The 23,731-nt window shown below is 47.3% G+C and carries 38 protein-coding genes; all 38 read right to left on the minus strand.

Annotated features, from left to right (window positions below; all coding sequences use genetic code 11):
* Positions 1-2: 2 nt before the first annotated feature.
* The 38 genes from IEW26_RS04060 to IEW26_RS04240 all read right to left on the minus strand — a co-directional run bounded on the left by IEW26_RS04060 (position 3) and on the right by IEW26_RS04240 (position 23,731).
* Complete coding sequence (locus IEW26_RS04060) at positions 3-371, minus strand: glucosaminidase domain-containing protein (protein ID WP_188591676.1); 369 nt, start codon at positions 369-371, stop codon at positions 3-5.
* A 47-nt stretch (positions 372-418) separates the two neighbouring features.
* Positions 419-2,143 carry a hypothetical protein gene (locus IEW26_RS04065; protein WP_188591320.1) on the minus strand — a complete coding sequence of 575 codons (1,725 nt, stop codon included), beginning with the start codon at positions 2,141-2,143 and terminating at the stop codon, positions 419-421.
* A gap of 57 nt (positions 2,144-2,200) precedes the next feature.
* The gene (locus IEW26_RS04070) at positions 2,201-2,701 is read right to left on the minus strand and encodes a stalk domain-containing protein (protein WP_188591321.1); all 501 of its coding nucleotides are present in this window, start codon (positions 2,699-2,701) and stop codon (positions 2,201-2,203) included.
* Positions 2,702-2,783: 82 nt separating this feature from the next.
* Positions 2,784-3,404: a hypothetical protein gene (locus tag IEW26_RS04075; protein WP_188591322.1), complete on the minus strand. Its 621-nt coding sequence runs from the start codon at positions 3,402-3,404 to the stop codon at positions 2,784-2,786.
* A complete protein-coding gene (locus IEW26_RS04080; RefSeq protein WP_188591323.1) occupies positions 3,404-4,795 on the minus strand; it encodes a hypothetical protein in 1,392 nt (463 codons plus the stop codon). The genes IEW26_RS04075 and IEW26_RS04080 overlap by 1 nt, the downstream gene beginning before the upstream one ends.
* Positions 4,796-4,803: 8 nt before the next feature.
* Positions 4,804-6,477: a right-handed parallel beta-helix repeat-containing protein gene (locus tag IEW26_RS04085; RefSeq protein ID WP_188591324.1), complete on the minus strand. Its 1,674-nt coding sequence runs from the start codon at positions 6,475-6,477 to the stop codon at positions 4,804-4,806.
* A complete protein-coding gene (locus tag IEW26_RS04090) occupies positions 6,474-7,058 on the minus strand; it encodes a phage adaptor protein (protein ID WP_188591325.1) in 585 nt (194 codons plus the stop codon). Before IEW26_RS04090 ends, IEW26_RS04085 begins: the two co-directional genes overlap by 4 nt.
* A 44-nt stretch (positions 7,059-7,102) precedes the next feature.
* A complete protein-coding gene (locus tag IEW26_RS04095; RefSeq protein ID WP_188591326.1) occupies positions 7,103-7,432 on the minus strand; it encodes a hypothetical protein in 330 nt (109 codons plus the stop codon).
* A gap of 45 nt (positions 7,433-7,477) precedes the next feature.
* Positions 7,478-8,452: a N4-gp56 family major capsid protein gene (locus IEW26_RS04100; RefSeq protein WP_188591327.1), complete on the minus strand. Its 975-nt coding sequence runs from the start codon at positions 8,450-8,452 to the stop codon at positions 7,478-7,480.
* A gap of 14 nt (positions 8,453-8,466) precedes the next feature.
* Positions 8,467-9,264: a hypothetical protein gene (locus IEW26_RS04105; protein ID WP_188591328.1), complete on the minus strand. Its 798-nt coding sequence runs from the start codon at positions 9,262-9,264 to the stop codon at positions 8,467-8,469.
* A gap of 80 nt (positions 9,265-9,344) precedes the next feature.
* Positions 9,345-9,515 (minus strand): hypothetical protein, encoded by a 171-nt coding sequence (locus IEW26_RS04110; RefSeq protein WP_188591329.1) that lies wholly within the window; start codon positions 9,513-9,515, stop codon positions 9,345-9,347.
* 18 nt (positions 9,516-9,533) lie between these two features.
* Positions 9,534-9,959, minus strand: coding sequence for a hypothetical protein (locus IEW26_RS04115; RefSeq protein ID WP_188591330.1), 426 nt, complete (start codon positions 9,957-9,959; stop codon positions 9,534-9,536).
* 68 nt (positions 9,960-10,027) lie between these two features.
* A complete protein-coding gene (locus tag IEW26_RS04120; protein ID WP_188591331.1) occupies positions 10,028-11,800 on the minus strand; it encodes a hypothetical protein in 1,773 nt (590 codons plus the stop codon).
* The gene (locus IEW26_RS04125) at positions 11,775-11,978 is read right to left on the minus strand and encodes a hypothetical protein (RefSeq protein ID WP_188591332.1); all 204 of its coding nucleotides are present in this window, start codon (positions 11,976-11,978) and stop codon (positions 11,775-11,777) included. The genes IEW26_RS04120 and IEW26_RS04125 overlap by 26 nt, the downstream gene beginning before the upstream one ends.
* On the minus strand, positions 11,972-13,459 hold the full coding sequence (gene terL, locus IEW26_RS04130) for a phage terminase large subunit (protein ID WP_229729638.1): 1,488 nt from the start codon (positions 13,457-13,459) through the stop codon (positions 11,972-11,974). The genes IEW26_RS04125 and terL overlap by 7 nt, the downstream gene beginning before the upstream one ends.
* Positions 13,413-13,853 (minus strand): terminase small subunit, encoded by a 441-nt coding sequence (locus IEW26_RS04135; RefSeq protein WP_188591333.1) that lies wholly within the window; start codon positions 13,851-13,853, stop codon positions 13,413-13,415. The genes terL and IEW26_RS04135 overlap by 47 nt, the downstream gene beginning before the upstream one ends.
* A 17-nt stretch (positions 13,854-13,870) precedes the next feature.
* On the minus strand, positions 13,871-14,119 hold the full coding sequence (locus IEW26_RS04140; protein WP_188591334.1) for a hypothetical protein: 249 nt from the start codon (positions 14,117-14,119) through the stop codon (positions 13,871-13,873).
* A 445-nt stretch (positions 14,120-14,564) separates the two neighbouring features.
* On the minus strand, positions 14,565-14,978 hold the full coding sequence (locus IEW26_RS04145) for a sigma-70 RNA polymerase sigma factor region 4 domain-containing protein (protein WP_188591335.1): 414 nt from the start codon (positions 14,976-14,978) through the stop codon (positions 14,565-14,567).
* The gene (locus IEW26_RS04150) at positions 14,938-15,252 is read right to left on the minus strand and encodes a hypothetical protein (protein WP_229729639.1); all 315 of its coding nucleotides are present in this window, start codon (positions 15,250-15,252) and stop codon (positions 14,938-14,940) included. Before IEW26_RS04150 ends, IEW26_RS04145 begins: the two co-directional genes overlap by 41 nt.
* A complete protein-coding gene (locus IEW26_RS04155; protein ID WP_188591337.1) occupies positions 15,249-15,536 on the minus strand; it encodes a hypothetical protein in 288 nt (95 codons plus the stop codon). Before IEW26_RS04155 ends, IEW26_RS04150 begins: the two co-directional genes overlap by 4 nt.
* Positions 15,536-16,480, minus strand: coding sequence for a hypothetical protein (locus IEW26_RS04160; RefSeq protein ID WP_229729640.1), 945 nt, complete (start codon positions 16,478-16,480; stop codon positions 15,536-15,538). The genes IEW26_RS04155 and IEW26_RS04160 overlap by 1 nt, the downstream gene beginning before the upstream one ends.
* 400 nt (positions 16,481-16,880) lie before the next feature.
* Positions 16,881-17,048 carry a RusA family crossover junction endodeoxyribonuclease gene (locus tag IEW26_RS30895; RefSeq protein ID WP_229729641.1) on the minus strand — a complete coding sequence of 56 codons (168 nt, stop codon included), beginning with the start codon at positions 17,046-17,048 and terminating at the stop codon, positions 16,881-16,883.
* A 53-nt stretch (positions 17,049-17,101) separates the two neighbouring features.
* Entirely contained in the window at positions 17,102-17,278 is a 177-nt protein-coding gene (locus IEW26_RS30240) for a hypothetical protein (RefSeq protein ID WP_229729642.1), read from the minus strand.
* Complete coding sequence (locus tag IEW26_RS04170) at positions 17,275-17,736, minus strand: hypothetical protein (RefSeq protein WP_188591340.1); 462 nt, start codon at positions 17,734-17,736, stop codon at positions 17,275-17,277. Before IEW26_RS04170 ends, IEW26_RS30240 begins: the two co-directional genes overlap by 4 nt.
* A gap of 7 nt (positions 17,737-17,743) precedes the next feature.
* A complete protein-coding gene (locus IEW26_RS04175) occupies positions 17,744-18,004 on the minus strand; it encodes a hypothetical protein (protein WP_188591341.1) in 261 nt (86 codons plus the stop codon).
* Positions 18,005-18,117: 113 nt separating this feature from the next.
* Positions 18,118-19,008 carry a DnaA ATPase domain-containing protein gene (locus tag IEW26_RS04180; protein ID WP_229729690.1) on the minus strand — a complete coding sequence of 297 codons (891 nt, stop codon included), beginning with the start codon at positions 19,006-19,008 and terminating at the stop codon, positions 18,118-18,120.
* Positions 18,896-19,762 carry a hypothetical protein gene (locus IEW26_RS04185; RefSeq protein ID WP_188591343.1) on the minus strand — a complete coding sequence of 289 codons (867 nt, stop codon included), beginning with the start codon at positions 19,760-19,762 and terminating at the stop codon, positions 18,896-18,898. The genes IEW26_RS04180 and IEW26_RS04185 overlap by 113 nt, the downstream gene beginning before the upstream one ends.
* 11 nt (positions 19,763-19,773) lie before the next feature.
* Positions 19,774-19,971, minus strand: a complete 198-nt coding sequence (locus IEW26_RS04190; RefSeq protein ID WP_188591344.1) for a hypothetical protein — start codon at positions 19,969-19,971, stop codon at positions 19,774-19,776.
* Positions 19,961-20,281, minus strand: a complete 321-nt coding sequence (locus IEW26_RS04195; RefSeq protein ID WP_188591345.1) for a hypothetical protein — start codon at positions 20,279-20,281, stop codon at positions 19,961-19,963. The genes IEW26_RS04190 and IEW26_RS04195 overlap by 11 nt, the downstream gene beginning before the upstream one ends.
* A 37-nt stretch (positions 20,282-20,318) precedes the next feature.
* On the minus strand, positions 20,319-20,546 hold the full coding sequence (locus IEW26_RS04200) for a DUF7446 family protein (RefSeq protein ID WP_188591346.1): 228 nt from the start codon (positions 20,544-20,546) through the stop codon (positions 20,319-20,321).
* Positions 20,543-21,121, minus strand: coding sequence for a hypothetical protein (locus tag IEW26_RS04205; RefSeq protein WP_188591347.1), 579 nt, complete (start codon positions 21,119-21,121; stop codon positions 20,543-20,545). The genes IEW26_RS04200 and IEW26_RS04205 overlap by 4 nt, the downstream gene beginning before the upstream one ends.
* Before the next feature lie 97 nt (positions 21,122-21,218).
* Positions 21,219-21,506, minus strand: a complete 288-nt coding sequence (locus IEW26_RS04210; protein WP_229729643.1) for a hypothetical protein — start codon at positions 21,504-21,506, stop codon at positions 21,219-21,221.
* A gap of 28 nt (positions 21,507-21,534) precedes the next feature.
* Positions 21,535-21,804, minus strand: coding sequence for a YosH family protein (locus IEW26_RS04215; protein ID WP_188591348.1), 270 nt, complete (start codon positions 21,802-21,804; stop codon positions 21,535-21,537).
* 27 nt (positions 21,805-21,831) lie between these two features.
* Positions 21,832-22,176, minus strand: a complete 345-nt coding sequence (locus tag IEW26_RS04220) for a BC1872 family protein (RefSeq protein WP_188591349.1) — start codon at positions 22,174-22,176, stop codon at positions 21,832-21,834.
* Between the two features lie 13 nt (positions 22,177-22,189).
* The gene (locus IEW26_RS04225; RefSeq protein ID WP_188591350.1) at positions 22,190-22,474 is read right to left on the minus strand and encodes a DUF7352 domain-containing protein; all 285 of its coding nucleotides are present in this window, start codon (positions 22,472-22,474) and stop codon (positions 22,190-22,192) included.
* Positions 22,475-22,497: 23 nt separating this feature from the next.
* Positions 22,498-22,827, minus strand: a complete 330-nt coding sequence (locus IEW26_RS04230) for a hypothetical protein (RefSeq protein ID WP_188591351.1) — start codon at positions 22,825-22,827, stop codon at positions 22,498-22,500.
* 167 nt (positions 22,828-22,994) lie between these two features.
* On the minus strand, positions 22,995-23,468 hold the full coding sequence (locus IEW26_RS04235) for an ASCH domain-containing protein (RefSeq protein WP_188591352.1): 474 nt from the start codon (positions 23,466-23,468) through the stop codon (positions 22,995-22,997).
* A complete protein-coding gene (locus IEW26_RS04240) occupies positions 23,465-23,731 on the minus strand; it encodes a hypothetical protein (RefSeq protein ID WP_188591353.1) in 267 nt (88 codons plus the stop codon). Before IEW26_RS04240 ends, IEW26_RS04235 begins: the two co-directional genes overlap by 4 nt.

The raw sequence follows: 23,731 nt of genomic DNA on the forward strand, positions 1-23,731 counted from the left end.
GCCTACCCTCCTAACGATTTGTAGTATTTGGTTACGCCATTGACCCAGTTTTTATTGAGTCCTGTAGGATCGTTGGATGCGCCAACAGGAGCATACTTTTTCTGGATTTGTTCAATAGTCGTCAATCCCTGGTCGAAATAAAGACGTTTTAAATTTGATGCCATCTTGTCGATTCCCTCATCAACGCTACCAAATGTCATCAGACCTTTTTTCGTCATCATGCCGCCAACATTGTTCTTTGTTTTGATCGCATTACTGGTTCCGTTACCCGTTTCATGCATTGCGATAGCTGCCAATAGCGCAGGATCAATGCCGTACTTTTTGCCAGCTGCTTCGAATGCTCCGCCTTTACCTTGTAATGCACCACCCAGCTTAGCGTTTAGTTTGGCCCCACCAGCCGTGGGAGCTGTGAGGCCAGCTACTTTCCCGCTGCTGCCGCTCCCGTGCCGGTTGTTGGTTGGATGTACTTTTTGTCAAAATCCTGAATCTCTTTTGCGGTCAATCCCATGGACAGCATAACTTGATCATCCTGGCCCGGAGGTAAACCGTATGCAGCTACTTGCTGATAAATCTGTTCTCTGGTTGCTGCGTCTTTCGGCGGCGCATACTTCTCTGTGGTCGGATCAATGTACTGAGACTGCAATGCACTCAATACCTGGTTAGCATTCATACCGTTATACTCTGCTGCTGGCGCATTCTGGAGTCCCAGCCATGCACGAGAGTTTTCGTCTTGATTGATGCTCAACATTGCGTTGCGGTAGGCGCTATCGTCCTGTTGTTGTAACTGCTGCAGCGCGTAGTTCAGGCCGAATTGAGTAGCATTCTGATTGAACTGCTGGCTCCACTGGCTATCTGCCACGGCGTCACGTGCTTTTTGGTAAGCGAATTGTTCCAGCGCAAAGTTATTTTGCCACTGCTGCTGACCTTGGTTAAATGCTTGGTTCTGTCCTGCCAGCGTAAGTGGTGCATTTGGATTCGCTGCCTGACGGGCCAGACCGGACCAATCACTCTGCGGTGTAACCACTCGGCCTGTAGCATCCATATAAGCGCCAGCTGCGTTCAAGTTAGCCTGTTTGTTGTTCAGATCCATTGCCTGTCCACCAAGCGTTCTGATACCAGCATTGTTTGTACGAGCTGTGTTGTAGTTTACGCCAGACGCATATGCTGCTGGATCAATGCCCATAGATAGTAATTGCGCCCGGTATCCATCAGCCTGTGCACTTAATTTTGCACGTTCAGCTGCTGTGATTCCTTTCGTTTCGGCTTGTTGCTTCAGTTGCAGGATAGCGTTGATTGCATTCTGCGCTCCCTCCGGCATGTAATTACCTGTCAGTTCACCCTCTGTCACACGATTACCAAACTGCCGTTGATCCTCGCCCAGATAGCTTTGAGCCAGAGCGCCGAGATTACCAAACTGCTGCTGTTTCAGCGCTTCGTTGTCCATGTACTGCTGGTATGCCTGCTGCATCAGGGATGGCATAACATCCGTTTCAACGCGTCCCATTTCCTGTGCTGCCAGCTCTGCCATGCGGTCACTGGTAATGGTGCTGTTCAAGATACCACGGCGATTGAGTTCGGCCTGAGTAGCTGAGTTGCCGCTATCGATGTTGGCCTGCGCTCGTTTGAGTGCCGCTTGATATAGCGGGTCAGCATTGGGATCATAACTGAATGGTGTTTGTTCTCGGTTCGCTATAGCTCGCATTTGGCTGAGTAAGTCCATGCCCTGCTGAGTATTGGTCATTTGAGGGTTAGCGCTCGTGGCGCTCGCTACGGCTGTATTCGCAGTTGCTGGGGCCGCTCCAGGTGCTTTGTAACCCAAGTTGGTTGTCAGGTACTTTTGCTGCGCGGATGTGTCCAGCCCTTGCGCCTGACGGTTCTGTATCACCTGTAGCGCTCGGGAAATCTCATTGTCCTTGTACCCTGCATCGCCGCTGATACGCGCCTGATTCTGTGCAATCTGCAGTTTCATAGCTTGGTCGCCTGTGTTGTAGTTCGCGCCGCCGTTACCGACACCCGGAGCGGTTAGAGTGGATACACTTGGCGTGGGTTTAGGCGCTGCCATCCCTTGTACACCAGCAGCAGGTGCAGCGAGTGTGGGCAGTTTCTTCTTTTGCGATAGCACGGTACCTGTGGTCTCGATCATGTTCTCACTCCTTTGCAATAGAAAAAGGACCCCGGATGGAGTCCCTTTATACATAGATTAATTGAGCGCAGCCAATTGAGCTTCAAGCTCTGCGAGTAGGGCTTGTTGTTCGGATAAGTTCCTCTGACGCATTTTAAGGAATTCTTCCTCACCAGCGTTGTTTTTATTAGGGTCGTTGATTATAGAATTACTCGCCTCGATAAGCTTTTCAGAATCAGAAATACGCTGTTTTACATCTGCTATACGTTTTTCTAATTTCGCCTTTTGTTCCTCCACGCTCGGCCCCTTTCCAGGAGTGGTCGCAGTCGCTTTCTCGCCTAGGATAATCTTCTTGTTTTGCATACTTACATCGTATCCGGCTGCTTCCCCGATTGCACGAACCGGTGCGTAGCTTTTACCATCAACGATGATTGCAGTGTCCAAAGCCTGTCCATTCAGCTCCACGACTGCCTCTCCCTGAATCTTTTTACCAATCAAAGACTGAATATCATCCGCGAAAGCTGCTCCGGCAATGGTGAATAACACTCCAGCAAGGAATCCGGCGAGGTACTTTTTCATGTCACTTCTCCCTTATACCATTTTCCACCAATATACCACAGCTTTCACGGACCGTGAATCGTACAACTTCATACGATTTGTATCAACCGCCCTCTAACGCCTCAATTCGGTCGAAAATTTCTCTCAGTTCATCACCAAGAGTTCTACCAGGATTACTAGCGAAAAGTTTATCCCAATTAGCGAATATCATCTGATTGGTATTGACAAAAATATTTCCAGAAGACTCAAGTCCCATTGAGGAATTACTCTCAAATATAGGGTATCCTAGCAGATTATGAATTCGACCACGTGGTATACCAGCAACTGTAAAAGAAATCGCGGGCGATCCTGCGTAATTTGGTTCTATATCAATATGATTGTTTGCATCATTAAACGCCCCGAACACATTCCCTGTAGCGCTCATTTCACAGCGTGGGTAGTCATCCTGACGAGTAGCGATATACGAACCGAAGATTTGTACCGCCTCAATCAAACCCGCTGTAATGTGCCCCAGATTGGCGCTGATGGCAGATAGTTCATTTACATTTATTTTACCTGCGGTGACCGTGCCCGTTACCAGTATGTCACCGTCGATCTCGTTCATGTTTTTGGTATCCAAGTTGCTCAAGAGCCAACCCAGTTCCTTTGTCATGATCCCAACAGCATTTTTAATCTGCTCCAGCGAAGACATTCCGTCTACGTTTGGCAAGTTATATGATGCCATCAAGCACCCCTCCTTGTTACCTCCCGGATGATCCGGTGTATTTTCGCTTTGCCTGTGCCGCTCAGCCGCAGCCGGAACCATGTTTCAGGCGTTCGCACGACCACAGGAATCTTGATGCTCTGTATCTGCCCGGTACCGTTCGCAGTAGTGTATACCTGATTCCACACACCGCCTTCTGTGCCGCCTGCATATTCAACTTTGAGCGTTGACCCCGACTCTATATCAGCAACAACCCAAATGCGATGTATGGCCTTGTGAACCGTCTCGTCGCCTTCGCTGCTTGGCTTGGTTTCAATGGACCATGTGATCTGTGTACCAGCGTAGTTGTTGCCGCCCTGCTGCATGATTCGTCCATCCAGCGTACCGAAATACATTGTCTGGTTGTCCAGGTAATAGGCTGTTGCCACAAAAGACATAGGCCACCATGCACGATGCTCAATATCGTACTTCAGTGTAATGGTAGGCACTGAGGATGTGCCCGTAACCAGTGTGAGGAATAAGAACCTTCCGTCATATCCAGTCACACAATGGTGAATAAAATCTGGGTTGATTTGTCGAATGTAATTTTGGATTGGATCGCTGATTCGAACCGGTGCTGCACCGCCCATGTAGACATACACACCATCGAACGCCAGCCAGTACAAGGCATTGTTCGTCTGCACGATTGATCTGTCAGAGATGCATCCAACACCATATGGGTTTTGCATTTGAAAGTTGGTTGAATCCTCGCCAAATAGTTCATGCATGGAGTACTTCTTAAACAATATGACGTGGTTTGCAAAGGTCGTAAGACCCCTTGGTGTCTCTCCGTCCACCGTCTCCACTGTGATTTTACCTGTACCCGTGTACTTATTCGTGCTGGTCCAGTCTGCTGCATCTCGTAGTCCGGAGTAGGATAGTAGGTTGTCAAACTTGTTAGCGAGATAGAATCGGTTGGCGTGCGTTGTCAGGAACGAGCTATTGTCCGGAGCGCTGCCGAGTGTGGTCAGTGTCGTGCCATCATACTGCCTAAGCTGCAGCGCTCCGTCCACGAAGTACATCTTTGAACCGTCGAAGAACATCGCCACATCCCAGAACCGGCTTTCGTTGATGTCACCATACTCATAAACAGCCACCCAGGATGATCCAGATCGCTTGTACAGCCCTTTACCATTTCCGCAGTACCAAGTTTCCTTGAACTTGAATATGCGGTTGATGTAGCCTGTGTGTTGGAGAAACAACGTATGCCCATCTGCCACTTGCAGGGTAGGGTATAAAAAAGAATCCACATTGACCGCAGACACCAGTTGGTTGTCCTTGAGTTCTATGGATTCTACTGATTGATTGATACCGCCTGTTATGGTATTGACGACCTGTTTTGACTTGTTTACGTTACTGACCCAGTTTTCCATGTGATCACCTACGCCCTGAACGATGCACAGATTGATAACAGCGTAGTCCCGCCGCTCAATTGTTGCACATTACCATTGGAATATACTCGGATAGACGAAAACGTACCTGCGTTACCTGCCGATCCTGACAAGTCAATTGCCTTTGTTGGCCTTAGGCCGGTAGGTAACTGAGTTATCACAGTTCCAGCAGTACCGTTTGTAACCGTACCTTGAATATGCACAATCCCGTCTGGTCCCTTCCAAGCGATCAATGGCTGATAGCTCGCATCATCAACCCATCCGTTTTGTTTGGTCAGTGTCGTTGGCACAACTGATGCAGATATATCTGTGACATTTACCCCCTGATCAATCTCACCGACCCTGATCGGCTTTGGTGTAGATGCGTGTAACGTGAGTGTTGATGGAGATAAATAGCGATTAGCGATATACGTATTAATCCCACCTGCAGCAATCTCTCGGAAATCCCCGCCATGGAATGTATTGTCAACGTATCTGCACTCTACATGTCCATTCACGTAAATATAACTTCCAGTTGCGGCATCAATGCGATTGCCCACCATTTGGACGTCCTTTACGTTGATCATTACCAAGCTATGTGATAAACCTGTGGTTGGCCAAGACCCACCAACGGTTGAAAGAATCTGATTGTCAACAACTTGCATACCATTAACTAGGTTAGCCATGTATAAACCGATGTTTTTATTATGATTTATTACGTTACCACTGATGGACGTATGGTCTGGATTAGACCCCAAACTGCTATCCAAATATACGCCGTATCCATTCATCAAGATTTGGTTATTGTCTAATCTACAGTTACCAAAAGCACCGTATATCCCCCATGTATTATTGATAAGTTTGTTGCGGTGGATGTGGTAATACTCGGCATTGATCGCCATTTTTATGCCAAAATTGTTGCTGTAGATATAATTATCGTAAATGTGATTCGTGGATTGGACGCTATCATTAGCGCCCCATATATATATTGCCTCTTGGCTAAAGTTGGTTATCCTGTTTTGCCGCACGTTTACGTTGTGCGAGTCAGCAATCCAAATCCCTCGATCATCAGCCCCTGAATATACTCCACTAATGTTGATGTTTTCGATAGTGATGTCAGCTGAGTTAGTGATATTAATAACACCTTTAAGGCTAACAGTAGCTGTATTTGCACTTCCTTTAAGCTCACCATAACCAGAGATACAGACACCTTGTTTGTTTGTGATATCCAGCTGTAATACCTTGAAAGAGCCAACAGGAATCCAAATGACTGTACCGTACGATGAGTTATTGATAGCCTCTTGGATGATAGTTGTGTTATCAAACACACCATCGCCAACAGCGCCGAGATTCTTAATATCGACAAACACAGGAACTCCGCTACTCTGACCAATCTGAGAAATCTCTCTTGTATAACCTCCTATAAAAGAAGCATTGTCACCAAAGTAATAGATGTTCTCATCATTATTGATATACGTGATACGATACTCCCCTGCTGGGAAGAAGATAGCGGATCTCCCTTCGCTATTTGCTAGGTTCACAAGTGCTTGTAGTTCATTTGTATAATCATTTCCGTTTGGAAAAACTCCGTATGCTGTAGCAATGTAGAATGCTTCTCCAAAGCTGTGCTTGACTAACTCTCCATTTCTGTACTGACTTGCAATTAATTGACTCGATTGACTCATGGCCACACCCCCATGATATCTTCAATAACAGGGTAATCCGGTGTTTCGTCATCTACCCGCTGGAACTCTTTTATCAATCCGTTGTACCTGGACGCAAAGTTGTTGACCATCGCTACATCTTGGAAATTCTCAGCGATTTGTACAAGCGCACCGTACACCAATAATTGATGGAAGTCCGCATCCAAGTCAGGAGTGACATTGGTGTTGTTTGCTGTCAACTTAGCTGGCTCCCGATTGTAGAAGATGATCAAACCGCCCTCAATGTCCTTCTCAGGCGTTGGATAGATGCCCAGTTCATCGCCCTCAGTGAAGTAATAGAATGGAATGTTTGCACCCTTCTTCACGTCCTGATACAGGTATTCAACATCACCTACCAGTACGTCAATAACGTTTGACTTGGCACATGGCAGCGGGTAAGCGAAAATCCCTTCAGTTACATCGTATTGGAACATCGTGTTGATACGGTATGTTGTCCGAAACAACTCGCCCTGCACATTGTTGATCTTACGGATTACACTGTCATTGGACAGGCCATGCGGGTACTTCTCTGCAATTTCATCCAGGATTTCCTGTAGATTCACTGTTATCACTCCTTCAAACAGGAAAAAGCCCCTATGGGGCCTCGTCACATGCCTTTGATTTCCTTCTTGGTGCTGTTTTCGATCCGTTGGTTGACCTCACGTGTCTTCTCGTACGAATATTTCCAAATTTCCGCAATAGCTTCTGGTACATCTGTAGATACTCCGCGCGGAACTGTGTACACCACGCCATTGAACACAATCGGAACAATTTTATCATCTGGATTAGTAGGGTCGTCCGGGATTAAGATGCTGACTTTCTTCATTGCTTTCAGCTGTTCCAGTACACTTTTCTCTGCTTCTGCTGCTTGACGCTCATATGCTTTCTCTTCCATTTGCATTTGTTCAGGTGTTTTCTCGGTTTCTTTAGCTGCCATTATCGTTTCCTCCTCAAATTAAAAGGAGCCCGTAGGCTCCATGTATTATACAGTTGCGCCAGACTCGTAACGCACGATTGCGAGTTCTTGCAAACGAACTGCGGCAAACGCGCATTTCCAAGCCACTGTGTTGAATTGGTTGAGTGGGTCTGCTACGCCACCAGAACCAGCAGGGTGCACAATGATTTCCGGTTTCATGGAACCCTCAATGTCCGGCAGACCATAAGCACCACGACCAAGGAAGATAGTAGCGTATGCATCGTTGGCGGCAGGTGCACCAGACGAACCAGAAGCGTATTTAACTCCGTTATCTACCTCCATGAAGTAAATACCGTACATCTTGCCCAAAATGCCTTCCTCGCGGTTCTTGGTGTCCACGTACGTGTTCTGATCCTTCCACTCTTGCAACTGCATGATATCCAGTGCAACGTCAGGGTGAACCATTGCCACATACCCAGTACCACCGTTTGGCAAGCGGATCGGCTTAACCTTATTGCGTTTCATCGTCCGGCGCACCTTCAGGATGTCCAGTGCTGTGATCTTGTCTGCTGGCAACAAGTTGGCACGGGAAGTTTTGCTGTTTGCATAGAACACGTTTGTGCCTGCGGCAACTACGTCACGTACGATGATGTCAATGGACTCACCAGCGTTTTCCCCCATCAAACCGGATGCTTCTTGCAGCAGCGGGTCAAGCCCTGTCATGTCGATAAACTCGGAAATCTTCGTCCATGATCCGTACTCTTGAATGACCGCCGTGATTTTAACAATGTCCAGGTTCACACCGTCTGGAGTAACACCCTCGGTCAGTGCTGTAGTGTTTACCGCCAAAGAGTTAAGGCGGCGGAAGCTGGTTGTTGCACCTTTACGTTTAGGGATGTTTTTGTTTTTATCACCAAATTTCGTCCATTGCAGCTCGGGAATCAAGCGTTCCAGCAATTCGTCCTGGTAAAACTCCGCTTGTTCTGCTGTCAGTGCATTTACTCCGGTTGTTGCGTTATAACCTTGTACTAATGTTGCCATGGTTAGTCATCTCCTTATATTACGCGGCCCCGCCTGCTGTCTCTGAATGCCTTGCGCTCTGCAGGAGTCATGCTCATGTATCCACCCTGCGGGTCAGGCGCATCAGCACCGAGAGAACCGGTTGAGCTATCCGCGTTTTGTTGTAGTTTTCGTATTGCCTCTTGCTCGGCTTGCGCCCTGGCCGTGTTGACGCGCTCGTCGTATGTAACGATCTTGTACGCAACGTCAAGCGTGTAGCCGTTGGTTGCAGCCATGTTGATTACATCGTTTTTGTATTTGCCAAAGTCCGGGAAGTTGGCCGTGTCGTTCTCCATGCTCTGGATCTGCGACTCGACCTTGCGGACTAAATCAGCTTCTTTCAACTCATTCAGTTGTTTTTCATACTCCGTAACCTTCTGGTTTAAAGGTTGTAGGTGATCTCTGATGACCGATTCATCCACGCCAAGCTTGTCAGCCTCTTCCTGGATTCGTTTCTCCATCTCAGCTTGTTCAAGCGCAGCCATATAGGCTTCGTGGTCATCAAACCCATAATATTTCGCTGTGCGATCAAGCATTTGCTGATAGCGCTCAGCTTCTTTGGCTTTTTCAGAAACCTTGTCGTAGTTCAATCCTTTCTGAACCCAATTCGGCACCTCATCCTCTGGCACAAAACGTTCTTCCTTGTTGTACTTGACCTTTATTCCTCTGGGCTCTTCCTGTGGTGGGGATTCTTGCCCTTCTGTTGGTGTGTCAACTTGCGTTTCGGCCACTTGCTCGACCGTTTCTTGTGTTTCTGGTGCAATTTCTTCGCTATGGCTGGCGAATTCGCTCATTTGTGAAACCTCCCTGCTCTATGGTAGGAGCAATAATGTATATAGAAAGGGCCCCTGCAGTCTCAGCAGAAGCCCGTTGTTCATCTTTCCGGACAAACGTTATGAGATATTTTCTTTTTTGAATCATCTATACTGACTATTTCTCCTTCTGGAGAAAATATAATCTCAAGTCCTTCAGTCACATATTCTACTCCGCCAGGCTCATCGATCAGCATGTCTTTTTTACACTTATAACAATTTATAGTGGGCATATTTAACCACTCCCTTTATCACATTGGTGACAAGTATCCACTGAAACGAAAAATAGTCTGAGCGGTAGTTGAATTTGTGTATACCACCCTGATATACCTGAGTTGCAGTTGCAACAGTCCGTTGACAACAGGGGCAAATAACACTGTTCCGGCTACTACATTATAGGAAGCTGATATATCCCATGTAATCCCATCGTCACTACTTTGGATCGAGAAAACGCCATTCGCGTCCGCAAAAGCACGAATGAATAATTTAGTATAATTAAGCACGTCAATTGTTGGGCTTGTGTATTGTGCATTTGCGGACATAGGCGTGTCTTTTAAAAAGGCTACTGTTCGTTGCGAGCTTACAATCTGTGAAGGTGAACTTCCATCATCGTTAGAACCTACTATAGATACTCGAAAATCAACTAGTTTACCTTCCTTATCCCAATAGCTTGGCATTGTAGTCCTCCTTCCGGTCCAGATCTGTATATAAAGGTCTCCTGCGGGTTCAACAGAAGCCCGTTGTTTTATATGCCCATCGCCTGTGGTGCCATCGGCGGTGGAAGTTCTGTTTTCATAGGTGGAGATTGCTGCATACCCTGTTGTTGCATCATGAGTTGCTGAACAATCACCAACTGTTGGTCAGGTTTCAGGCTGGCGAATGCTTCCTGTTCCTGTGGTTGCATGGTGGCAACCATTTGTTCAATGATGCCGACGATTCCTTTCTTCTCTTCCATTTCCTTCATGAGCCTATCTCTGAACGGCACGACATTACGCGGTGCGTACTTCAAGAACTGCTCATACGTGATGTTTCCACGGTTGAGTGCATCATTCAGACTGCTAAGTACAAGGGATTCGGAGTATGTCGAGCTGGGCCCCACATCAATTTTCAGATTTAATTCCATATCCTTGTACTGTGATCCATTGAACATCTCCGCATATTCTTCTCCATCATCATCCTTTAGTATCACTTGACGTGGGAGGTTGTACTTCACTTTCCAAAAGTCCTCCCAGATCCGACCAATGTCCTCGATGAAACGATAGAAACGACGCTTGATGGACTCAATTGGAATTGCTGCAGCCTTTTGTAGCAGCATGATTGCCGTTGCATTGAGCTGTGCTGATGGCGCTGAGCCTGTAGCAGCCTCATCTGCTCCGGTCATTTGGCGTGTATAGCCAAGGATAGCTTCGACCAAGTTGGCTGCACTGGAACTGATAGTGCCCGGATTAAGGTACTTCACGCCATCCCCCTGTCCTGGCGCCAGACGATCCTCGATCATCTCACCCGGCGCATTAGTAACCTTGCTCGGGTCGATTGCCTGTGACTTGTAGACCATCTTAGGCCAGCCCGTAAGCTGTACAGACAGGATTTGCATGGCTACCAGCATATTGACCGCTTTCTGGTTCGGGATCAGTCCCTCTGTGTCACCAATGCCAAAAATGGACTTCTTCCGTCTCTCCCACTGCATCACTGCAAGTGGATAGCGGCTAAGTCCTGTTGCTGTGGGTTTTTTAAGTGTGATCCCACAACACGTTTTGGCGAACATGATTGCTGGCTTACCATCCTTGTCCTTGCCCTTCCAGTACCGGGTGAGCACTGTCACCTTACTGGTGTCATTAAGCTCCACCTTCGCCATGTCATACCCCTGATCTGTCGTCTCCTTGTCGGGCTTGATCTGGGCACGCATGGCTGTACTGACCCCGTTTGCCTTCGCATAGGCCTTAACGTTGTCGACCATATCACGGCTGCTGATGATAATGTAAGGTTGCTTCTGCACATTGCGCTGCTGAGGATTGCCAAAGAACACATTAATCGGATCAATAACCTCACCCTCCATCTCTCCAATCCAAGCGAATCGTTTACCGCCCTTCATGTCGTTATCCCAGTAGTAGTGCATCACACACGTTCCAGTGTTGGCGGCAGTGTCCAATGCCTCCTCGTTCAGTTCGTCTTGTTTGATACGCTCCCATGTGGCCTCAGAATAGCGACTGAACAGTTCACCCACATCAACGTCCATCTGATTGTCCTCGACGATCTCCTGCGCACTGTACACCATCTTGATCTGCTCACTCATGACCGTGGCAACCTTGTGTGTCTCGATCATCTTAATGACGTTGAACACCGGACGCGGCAGGTGTTTGGTGCGTTGTGTAGCCGCAGGCCACTGGTCTCCAGCTTTGAACCGCTCATACTCAGGCCATTTGTCCAAGAATCGCATACGGCGTTTGTAGGACAATCCATCCTGATACTGCTTCTGCATCTCGCCTGCCAGCTTATCCAGCGTCTGTTCCTTGTCCACTTATCGCACCTCCTGTCCATTCGTTCATTAGACTCTGTATCTCCACCTTTTGCGCTGGTGTCAGCGGCTTGATGTCACCAATCATTTCACGCATCTTGCCGTTGATTAGCGTTATTGTCTCTTGCTCAAGGTTCGGAAGCTTCAGGAGCTCACCCAGTTTGATTGCATCGTCTACCATTCCAGATACCCACCTCCTGTGCTTTCTGTGTCCGTCCGGAATGGGAACGGCGTCACGGTTTGTTTATTTTCAGGTATGTTGCCGTTAAAATAGATGAATCTGTGCAATGCTTGAGACATGGCGTCCACTTGGTCATCATGTTTACCATTCGGGAAGCTCGCTGCCTCTTCCACGAAGTCGTGTATCCACTCAGCCTGCCGTGGTATAAACACATTCCCGCTCTCGATAAATGCAGATACCGCGTTAACCCGGGCAACCTTACCGCCTTCTGGGTTAACAGGGATGATTCCGCCTATCTGTGAATGCAATGTTGAAATGATCGCTGATCCATTGGCCTTGTCCTCAATCAGCTTCCAAGCTGCATCAGGATGCTTTGTGTGCATGTTCATAATGGACTTCACTGTTGCTGTAAAGTTCATCTTCGCTCTTACCTGATCGATCAGGTACATATTGGCTTGATTTTTACCCCACACCTGAATGACCACATAGTCGCTGTCGTCACTGTCTTTAAACGCTGCGTCTACACTTATCAGCTTAGAGGCCACAGGCGGTAGCACATCATAGTACTTCCACCATTGCCGTTTGAGCATGTTACCCTCTTGGCTGGTTGGCCTGCCCTGGTACAACGCATTAAATGATGAAGGGTACTTCTTACGCGATTCTATGAAGTTGTAACTGTATCGCTCGGGCCACAATGGTTCTCCTGGGTCCCTACCAAGCAAGTCACCTTCCTCCGCTTCCAGAGGTAAGTTGATCATGTTCATTGGGATGGGCTGACCGTACTCAGGATTCTGCAGCCTGCCGATCAGGTCGTCTTCGTGCCACCTGGTCATGATAAAAATACAAATAGCACCCGGATGTAAACGTGTAGAGAATGAATCAATCCACTCACTCCACATCTTATCCCGGTACACTTGTGAATCCGCTTCTTCGCGGTTTTTAATTGGGTCGTCAATGATCATTAGGTCGGCACCCTCACCAGTAACACCCGCAAGAATACCGCGTGAGATCATACCACCTCGCGTTCCATCTATATCCCAGTCGGATGATGACTTGGTTGTCGGGCTAACCTGTAACCCAAACAGCTCTTCGCCATACCTACGCATCTTCTGTAGGTTCTTCTTACCAAACTTGGATGCGAACGTGGTGTTGTATGATCCCTCGATGATTCTATCGTTAGGGAACTGTCCCAAATAGAAGCTCGGTAATGTCTCCGTTATCGTCATCGACTTGCCGTGCCGTGGTGGGATGGATAAACCAATGTACTGGTCTTCCATAGGTATCTTCCCGGCAATCATGTCCTTCTTGCGGTCTATCGCATCCTGAATGATTTCAGCAATGAACCGACCGTGTGTACTGTCCTTGTACAGGCCATCATGAGCGTACTTGATGTAGTCGTAATAGTTAGCCTTTGCCTGTTCTTTAGTCTCTACCTCAAGCAGTGCTATGAGTTCCATTTCCTCGGCGGCGGTTAAGCTCATCTATCCTCGCCCTCCGTTCTTCTGCCGATAGATCGGTGATGTTCTGTGTGGTGTTATGCATACCTCCAGTCACCTCAACCTTATCTTTGAACATGCCCAAATGTTTCGCCACACTGTCTAACGCACTACGAGCCACAGCGGGGTCTTCAACCTTCGTATTAAGGATTATGTCCTTGTACTGTTGTAACACCCACTCAGCGGTCATTTCAGACTTCTCAGCGTGTTTCTGCTGTCTTTTCTTGATCTCCTTCTCTATTTCAGGTTTCTTCAGGTTTTCCTGCCCAATGCTATACGCCGTTTTCTCGCTGTAACCAGCACGAATCGCCGCTTGCGTGGCATTGCCGTCGATCATGAACTCATCACAAAACTTTTGTTGTTTTGGCGTCAATGCCATGGGTATCACCTTCCTCTCTACTCCAGTTTTTTTATGTCATCCGCAATCTCTCTGAGCCGTTCACTCAATTGCAGTGCTAACTCATGCGTTATTTGTATGATATGTCCTCCTTCTACAACGGCTGATCTACCACCGTCCAATTGAACTACATGCCCACTTCCTAGATAGATTCGATCCGCCTTTTCCAAACCTTCCGCTAGCGACCTCAACCATTCTTCATTGTTTGTGTTGAACTTATTTGGTATATCCTCATTACCTACTGTCATGTGTTATCCCTCCTCTTAATGACCCAACCCTATACGGCCCCCGCTGGCGCTGGGTGATTCGGTCGCCTCGATGGCCTTCGGCAAAAACAAAAAGAGCAACGGCGCTTAACCGTCACTCTCTCGTTTGATGTGGGCAAGGATTTGCACCTTGCATGTATAAGACAATTGGGTCACAGGCGGGTCACATCCTATCCAAACCAGCTTATACTCCCTTTTGCGTCTACCTATTCCGCCACCACATCATTGCCCCTCACGCACCTACAACACGTAAAACGTGCCATCCAGCAGCCGTGACAAGCGTCTGAAGGAACGTTGTAAACGACGACTGCGCATACAGCTATCGGCGCTTATCATCCGTTCCCTATGTTAGTATCATAGCAAATCCCGTGTTGCATATGTGTGCGAATTATGTTGCATGAATGATGCACAGATGATGCATTTACCATCAGGCAGGACGCTTGTCCAGCATATAATCCAGATTGATAATCTCTTTTTCTTTGTCACTCAGCGGAGCCAGCGCAATTGACAATTTACGTATCGCCTCAGTGTGCCAGCGACCTACCGTTGTTCGGTCCCGGTGTATCGCCTTAGCAATCTCAACCAGATCCATCGTGTTACGCTCCAGGTACTTGCGCATGATTACGGTGCGCTGGTCGTCACTCAGTACGTCATTGACTGCGCCGTCGATCAGATTAACGATGCGGCTATACCTCGACTTGTCCCAACCGTCCAGATTGCCGTATGAGCGCTCATCATACACTCGTGGTAGATACACCGTGTCGACCTCGGTCAGATTGCTTACAGCGAATTTGTATGACCTATAATCCTTCAGCAGCTCCGTCACCTGATTGTTGTCCATGTTCTCCCTCCTCAAATCGTTGTTTAAACTCATAATCCATATATTTGCACCAGCCTGTTAACTCCGATCGCACCAGCCAGTCACCTTTGTATAGATTGATGTATCCGTGTACACCTCGTATCGCAACCTGTATTGCATCTTGCCCGGCCCGGATATACTTCCGATGCTCTACATGATCACTGCCTGTGAACGCCTTTACTGCGGCAACAGTAGCCGGAGAGTAATCCTTGATCTGGATCGCTCTCACGGTTTCTGCTTTGCGGTGGTAGATCATGCTGGCTCGTATGTCTTGGCGAATATGTCAGGCTTGCACGAATAAAATTCACCGTTAACGCCTTTGATGATGTAATCACCAAACCTTGCTAACATGGTACCTTCGAGTGTAGTGATTTCTACACCACCCCGCTCAATGGCGCTGTCTATACAAGCGTTTCGTCCAAAGGCGCTAGTTGACATATCAATATCATTGACCCACTCTATCGCCGCCGCAATCTTTTCTCTTTCATTCACAAGCATACGCGCCTCAACCTCAACTGGCTTCTTCCTGAACTTCGCCATCACGCTACCTCTGCCTGCGGCTGCTCCAACCGAGCTACGCGTTTCTTGAGTTCCTCAAATTCTGCTCGCGTAACTTCTCCCGTTGTCGTCTCAGTAGCACTTCCTGCCAGCTGTTCTTCAGCCAGCTTGTGTCCGTCTTCGGTATCTTCTTCGAGATAGCCCCAGGGAGGCGTCAGTTCGCTGCTCTCTTCCACACTTTCAGATTGTGCCAGATCCTCATCAACACGTTCGGGTTCTTCGACTCGTACTCGAAATTGCGGCGCCTCTTCGGCGCTCACCTCCCGGTACTTTCCTTTTTCGAGGTAGTTGAAGGTGATCTCTTCGTCTGTGGCGGCCAGTTTTGCCTTGAAGTTCGCTCCACGGTTGTCCATCGGCTGAATATCGTAAATCGCTGGCTTGGCTTCCTCTTCCCGTTTTTTCTGCTCTTTCCAGGCTGCCATTGCATCACCAGCGTCAATGACCTTAACCGCATTCGCCGCACCCACTGCCAGCTGCTGGCGCAGATCGTCAATGTGACTGTTCAGGCGTGCAATCTCTGCTTTGGCCTCTTCCAGCTGATTCACTGCTGCATCACGCTTGCTTGCTGTGTCCTCCAACTCCATGCGCACGTCCCTGATCTCTGTCACCAGTTTGGCATTCGCTTCCCCAGCTTCGTCAGCCGCCGACTGTGCTGCATCCTTGGACGCTGTTTCTGCTGCCAGACGCTCGCGCAAATCTTTAACCTCGGTCATCCAATGCTCATCACGTTGAAGTAATGCGTTTTGCACGGCAATTTTCACGACCTGATACGCTGCTTCCGCCGACTCAGTTGATTCGTTTTTAAACATCTCACGCATTGTGACTCCTTCCAAGTCGAGGTTATCCATGATGTAGGCTACCTCTTGCTGAGCCTCTTCCACATGTTGTTGTTCCAAGAAGTCAATTTCCGTTTGCAAATCTGCCAACTTACCCGCATCCGCCATTGCACCACGTTGCTTTTCGACATTGAGTTCATACCGTAATTCGCTAATACGATCTTGCTTTTCCACCTACATACACCCCGTTTTCCGATAGTAATAGTTATATATCTTATTATAGCACATTTAGTGGTTATAAAGTACTTTTTTCTACGTTTTACACAATATTTTGTGGTTTATCTTCAACATGTCACATTTGACAAATCCGATCATGCAATATCTCGTTTACCGACTTTCCAGCCATCCATTTTAAACCACCCAGTAGGCTCGTAGAGACGTTTTTGTGTTGGTCCTACCAATCTACCGTCAAAGTCTATCAAACGCCCTCTACACGCCCCAGAATCGTCGAGGAGTACCCATCCGTCTCCAACGTGTACGTACCGTCCAATCATGCTACCTCTACCTCCCTCAGTCTGATCTCGATTCTTGGCTTGTCCGAATAAAACTTCTGCGTGAGCAACGAAACCACCTGATTGTCATCGTTCCAGGCAATCTTGTTCAGAGCGTCGAAAATACCTTTTACGCAATTGTCGATGTCCGGCTTTACTACAGGCATCGTCTGACCGACTCTAGCGGCCTCCTGACGCTTTTTTGACCAACTGCTAGGAATTAGTGTATCTCGGCGTGTACGGGCCTTCTGAGTGGCTCTGCGCAGTATGCTCTGGCTAATAGGCCGATGTGTTTCTTGTAACTGAGATAACGTTGAGCCGTTTCGCTTGTCCATTTCCCCTTCTGCGTCATGCGGACTGCACCCATAGGAGCAATGTCCACGGTAAATTCAATCAAGCTGCACCACCTCCCTTCCGTTTCACCAGCTCGTGATTGACCCGTGTCTTGGGTACACCGACCTCTCTGGCAATGTCTGACCGCAGCCATCCGTATTCGTACAGTTCCATGATCTTGTCTGACTGCGCCTTGCTCAGTGGCACATCCAAACTTTGCAGGATCAAGTCCGGCCCTGGTTCCACCTTTGTCTTCACGTACATCTTGTATTGCTCCCCCTTCTGCCGCCCCTTACGTGTGGAGTGGCTTTCCCGTTCTTCCGCAATCTCGTCAATCAACTGCATCACTTTATTTGCGATAAACTGTTTCCGCTGTGCTGCCGGTATCCCAAACATGGCGGCTTCTGAGTCAAATCGCGATACGATCCGGTCGGCATCCTCCAACCGGTCGGCATCCTCCAACTTCTCGCGCAGCAGATACTCCCATGGTGCGTAAATGTCGTGCATCTCTTTGTGATTCATCCCGGGCTCACTCCCCCCGTCCCTGCGCGATAAGTTCTTTTGCTTTTTCAATCCCTTCAGGCTGGAGCCATCCCACACGGACATTCACTCCATATTCATACCACCCTTTCCGGGTCCACTTCCCCAACAAGTACCACGCTCGCTTGTTATGCATGTAAAACCCATCTTCTTGAATCAACTCTTTCACGCTGATTCCGTCTTTTTTCAGGTATCCATTGTGGCATCGGTTGTAAATGTCTATCAAAAACCTCTTCTCGTCTTCTTTCATGCCGCTTCCTCCTCAGTGTCGTCTGCAAAGGCCTCTCGGCCCCGGCGCAGGAATTCTTCGTAGTCTTGGTCTATCAGGTCGTAGTCGTCTATTGGTTTCATGGTTATCGCTCCCTATGCTGATTGATTGTGTTGCTCCGGCCTGCGGTCCCGGCCGATCATTTCTATCTCTCGTTCACCAATTCGCCCCTTGATACGGCTAACCAGCTTGGCTCCATTGATTGGAAGTTGTGATGGGATTCTCTCCAACTCATAGTTGCTTGTCATGATCGTCACTTTCCCCTCGCGCTCCCGACCGTTCAGGATGCTAAACAGCTTATCTTCTGCCCAATCCTTGTACTGTGCGGTGAATATGTCGTCAATCATCAAGATAGGCACCTGACGGAATCGTTTGAGTACCTCAGACTCGCTTTCATCTGCTTTTTTACCGTAGGTCTCTTTAATTGCGCCAAACAGATCGTCCTCAGTCACATAGATTCCCGGTATCTTCCTGTGAGCCAGCGCATTGGCGATACATACCATCAGGTATGTCTTCCCTGTCCCGAATGCTGATACGTTTTTCTCTTGCGCTCGGAGATCGTCACCAAAGATGTACATCCAACTCCCTTTTTCCATGTGATCCTTAATGTTTCTCACAAAGTCCATAGCCAATTTGAGTTGCGTTTCGTTCTCCTTATCAATTACCGCCGTTTTAAAGGTGTACTCCTTTTCATCAGGAGCAAGACCATCTCTAGGGTTGTAGTTCTGGAACTGCCGCTCATAAAAGCAGTCACATAGCTTTACCGTTGTAACCTCCCGTTTCATGGGTGTGCCATCAGGCTTCTTGTATTCGTCGTCTTCCACCCAGCGGAGATCAGTTATCGTTCCTGTGTATTTGCATTTGGGACATCCCTCATTCGAAGTTGCGGAGTTGCTGTTCAAAGTCGTCGGGAACAATGACCTTCCGACTTCCTGGAGTTCCGATGTATTCTGCTGGCTTCTGAGTCGTTCGATCCGGGCTAAAATTCCGTTCATTGATCCTCGACCTTCCACTTTGACCGCCTCCTTGTATGACTTTTAGCTTCCGTTCCTCTTCTTGAACCCGATTAACAACCCAGTTCAAAATGGCTCGGTAATCACTTGCATACTTTTTCTTGTTTGCACCCTTGTAGTTATCCAATATCTCTATCATCCGTTTGACTCTATCTTCTCCGTGCTGTTCTACCAATTTGTCGTATTCTGATTGAGTCATAGAAACGAATTCAGCAAATTGAATTTTAGGTACACTCTTTTTATCTTTTTCATTCTTAACATTGTTATCATTCTTTACATTCTTGTTTATATTGTTGGGTTGTCGTTGCTTTCGCGCAGGCTTCGTCTCCTTTTCGTCGTTGCTTTCGTCGTTGCTTTCGTCCGATTCTGAATCCTGATAAACCGCGTAGTTAACGACTTCAATCAGCATTCCATGCGTTGCTTTCGTCGTCGTGATCATCGTTGCTTTCGCGTTGCTTTCGTGACCACCTTCATTGGGTTTTCGTAGCCAGTCAATTACTTGGTAGACTTGATCCTTCGTCGGCCTGACTGTCCGAGCACCCACACGCCACTTGCAGCCCTCAATTATGTCCGGTATGGATAGGCTCATCTGCCCTCGCTGCAACCCTTTGTATTGAGAATGCTGCGCAGATATGAGCAGAAACATCCATACCTTGATGTAAAGGGGTGGCTTGTCCCAAATAGCGCTCTCGATGATTTTTCTGTGTAGCCGTATCCAACCGTCCATAATTGCACCACCTAAGCTCCTTTTTGATTAGCGAAGTATTCCTCGATCTCCGCTATCCTGATCTTCGACCACCGGATAAGTTCCTCGTTAAACTCCATTGCGCCGCGGTCGTCAAACCTCTCTGCATGCTCATAATCAATGCCAGCACGTTCCAATGTGTCTTCCCACACCACTAATTCCAGTCGCATCAGTTCGTTGTTATCCGTCACTTGATGTACCCTCCTTGGGTATAGACTCGCTAACCTTCTGGCAACGTGATAAAGGAATAGTGTACAGTTCATTTTCGAACTCTAAACTTGCATACCATCCACCTCTATGCCATTGAATGTTGTTTACCTGTAATTTGAACTTTAAGAAGGAGAATTGTGTCTCATTCGTCACGATCACTGTGTCGCCAGGTTTGATATCAGGCTCGTACTTCCCTTGATCGATTGCATCCAACACCCACGAATGTACCTCTGGTGGCACATCTTCGTTTGCCAAGTCATACAGCAGTTTATCAGCATCGATCAGTTTCATGCTTCTTCCTCCCCAGGTAGGTTGATACGCCACTCTATCATTCTGTATCCGCTCCTTCCTTAACCAACTTGCTTTTAAATATCAGTTCTCCAGCCGCACATACGTATTCTTCACCTGTGATGTCCATATGTGCACACACAGCATCTACAACCTGTTTCGTGACTTCTACCTTTGTGCTATATGTTTTGCCACCGTCATTGCTGTATCCGGCGAATATGGACCCTGTAATTGGACTGGTGGATATGATTAGTTTGTTGAGTTTCATTGTTCCGCTCCTTCCTTGGGAGCCAACAACTGCTCAGAGGCCATTTTCAGCGCTACCAAGTATGATCTGAGACGCGGCTGTGTCTGTCTTCCGATGCTGTACATCCATTCCCAGTAGTCAGGTTCGATTTCATATAGCCATTTTGCATCATTTATTACATCAGCCCATTCTTGTTCCTTATCAATGGATCTGGCTGATTCGAATAGCTCTCTCATTTCATCGTGATCATAGATCGCTCCGTCAACTTTCAATTCATTCAACCACTCTCGGAGACTCTTTACTGCTACTTCTGAATCAAAATAATATTTATCTTCATGGTAGGCACTCAATTTTTCACTGAAGTAACCCATGCTATAGTCATTAAATGCGTGAACATCCGCTGTCTCTGTGAAGCTGAACAATGCTTCTCCCAAATCACCTGTTACATACATATTTCTTCCGTCAAAGACGAATCGTACATAGTACGCTATAGATTCAGGACGCCGCCAGATCAATTCTTTGATTACACCATGGTCGGTGTAGGTTGCTTGGTGATTATGGAACCAACGTTCACGGATTTCAGTCTCATTGATCATCTTGTATATCCTCCTATTTGGGGAGACCAGACCTGATCCGGCCTCGCTTCACTGGGTTTATTCAGCCGATTGGTCGCCTTCGGCCAATGATTATCGTTTATCCCATTTCCTTCTGCCAATCAGCAAAATAAATTTCACCAGTTTCGATATTCTGCAAGTGTCGATGCTTCTCATGGTCGATAACTCTTATCCCATACTTTTCAAGCATTTCTGAGTTCCACTCATTGTCTTGTGTACCGCTAAAGATCAAGTCGTATGAATCTCTGTTGTTTTCATAAACATCAAATTCATAGTTCCATGCCGTATAAATAGCTTCCACAATGTTGTCTGTCATTAGTGGAATGAATTCGCCACCGTCCCAATCCCATGCCGCAAATTTACTCACCCGTTTATCCCTCCTATATGTCCAGTACCTAGCAAAGCTCACTTGTAACAGCTAAAATGTCCGCCTCTGGCTTATTAAAATCTTCAAGCGCTTCGGCGTGAGTCCTGATTTCTCCGTCATCTGATCCAGCTCTAGCATGTATGACCAATGCGTAATCTCGCTCAACCTCCTTGATATCTTCCTTCAACGTGTCGTCATGCTCGTCCGCTACCAACTCAACATACTTTCCTATTGCTTGTTCCTCATTCTCTGCTTTGATCAAGGCATAATATGGGCTGCTGATTTCGAAATATCTCATTTGGATCAATCTCCTTTGTTTTTGGTTTTATATGTCCAGTACAGCCAATAGAGCTGCCTTACATATTGCTTCAGATACGTTTTTACTGGTATAAACCTTCCTGCCGATGTACACATCCACTTCACAAGCTGTGTTGTGCATCTTCATCTCCCATGCCCATTCCTTTTGCACGGTCTTTATTACTTCCCATGCTGCGGACATGTCCGTGCTATATCTTTTCGGGCAACCTTCAAATTTCGGACCCAGTTTGATCCAACCGTCTTTGAATTCACCCGGTTCATGTCCCATCACTTCAATGGCTACAATCAAATCCAGATTATTTCCGGGCTTTAGTGCCAACACTTGCTCCCGGGTCAACGCTGTTTGTGTCATCTATATATCCTCCCTAAAACGGAATGTCTTGCATCTCGATTACGTGCCATACATAACCATCAACTTGGGCTGTGCCTCTGAACTTCGGATAATACTCAGTGCCATCTATATTCCAGCCTGTTCTAACAACCATGAACCGCAGGAAAGTATCTGGACTGGCTGCCCCCTCAAGTTTCATCACCCACATAACCACCTGACCATCCTGCACACCACAGGAGACGATTTTACTGCCGTATGGTACTGATACGTGTTGAATCTCTTCAGATGGCTGTATGACGTATTTATGAATGACTGCCATGTATGTTATATCCTCCTTGGTCGCTAAAATAAAGTCGGTTGTTCCGATTCATCCTTCAATCTATTCTCCGCTTCTTCATAACTCATTCCGGTCTCCAACTGTAGCTTGAAAATTCCCACATCTTCTTTGAGCATGGCGTGTGTTTCTCGTAGCCGAGGAATGCCAGTTTTCTCAAGAAATTCAATTTCTCTGATCACCCTGGACTGTTCTTTGCGAGAACAGACATTGTATTCATGCCTGCATTGCAACAACTGCTTTTCAGCACTTTGAATGTCTCGTTCAAAAGCTACAATAGTCTCAAGGATATTATCGATAGAGAATTGAATTTCATCAGATTTTGTCCAACCGCTCATTCAGCAACACCTCACTGTTTGTTCCGCCACATTCTGGGCAAGCTGGTTCCTCAAGTTCGTTGCCCTGGTTTTGCGAGATTGCATATTTCCGACCGCACTCACATTTGTAAGCTTCCCAATTTGTCATGTGTGATATATCCTCCTTAGTAGGGAGAGGCCCATAGACCTCAACCCACGATTTTGTTCGTTTCATCCCAATTCCATAGACCTTGCTGACCTTTAGCCACTATCGGTTCTTCAAGACGTTTAACATCTGACAATTCCCACGCATACCGTCCGGGTGTGAAGTCTCCAAAATCGCATTCAGGTGACCAAATCAATCTTTTACCTTCCAACTCATAACCATCCGTCCACGTATCCACCGATTGATAACAGTTTGTCAATTCAGCCGTTGCCACAACCACACCTGTAGGCATCAGATCTAAAGCACCTGCTTGTATTCCAAAATGGTCATAGAATGCAGCGAATATTGCTTTCTGTATATCAAGGTCTAAGGAGACAATAACCTCATGAGGATCTTTTTTAGCTGCATGGATAGCGATTGGACCACGATAATGTGTCTTCCATCCACGCGTTTCGAATCGTTTTGCGCCAATCGCTATTAAAGTCGCCCAAGGTTGATGAATGGTTATAGCCTTCATTGTTTCCCCTCTCCTTCCTGACCCACAGGATCAAATTCTTCACGCCCTACGGCTTCACGCAGCACATTATAAATCTGTGATGCAATCACCGTGTTGGCTGTGTTATGCATCAGTTCGTTGAGGTAGTTTGACATTACATTTTTGCTACGTTGTTCCTTTTCAAGCTCCTTGCGGAGCCGATCCCGTTCTGCCTCCAAGCTGCATATATGACAAGTATCGTTTTTCATGATCGGCACCATGTGTTTGCAATAATCTGTACTCAT

The organism is Paenibacillus silvae (assembly GCF_014639235.1).
Lineage (GTDB): Bacteria > Bacillota > Bacilli > Paenibacillales > Paenibacillaceae > Paenibacillus > Paenibacillus silvae.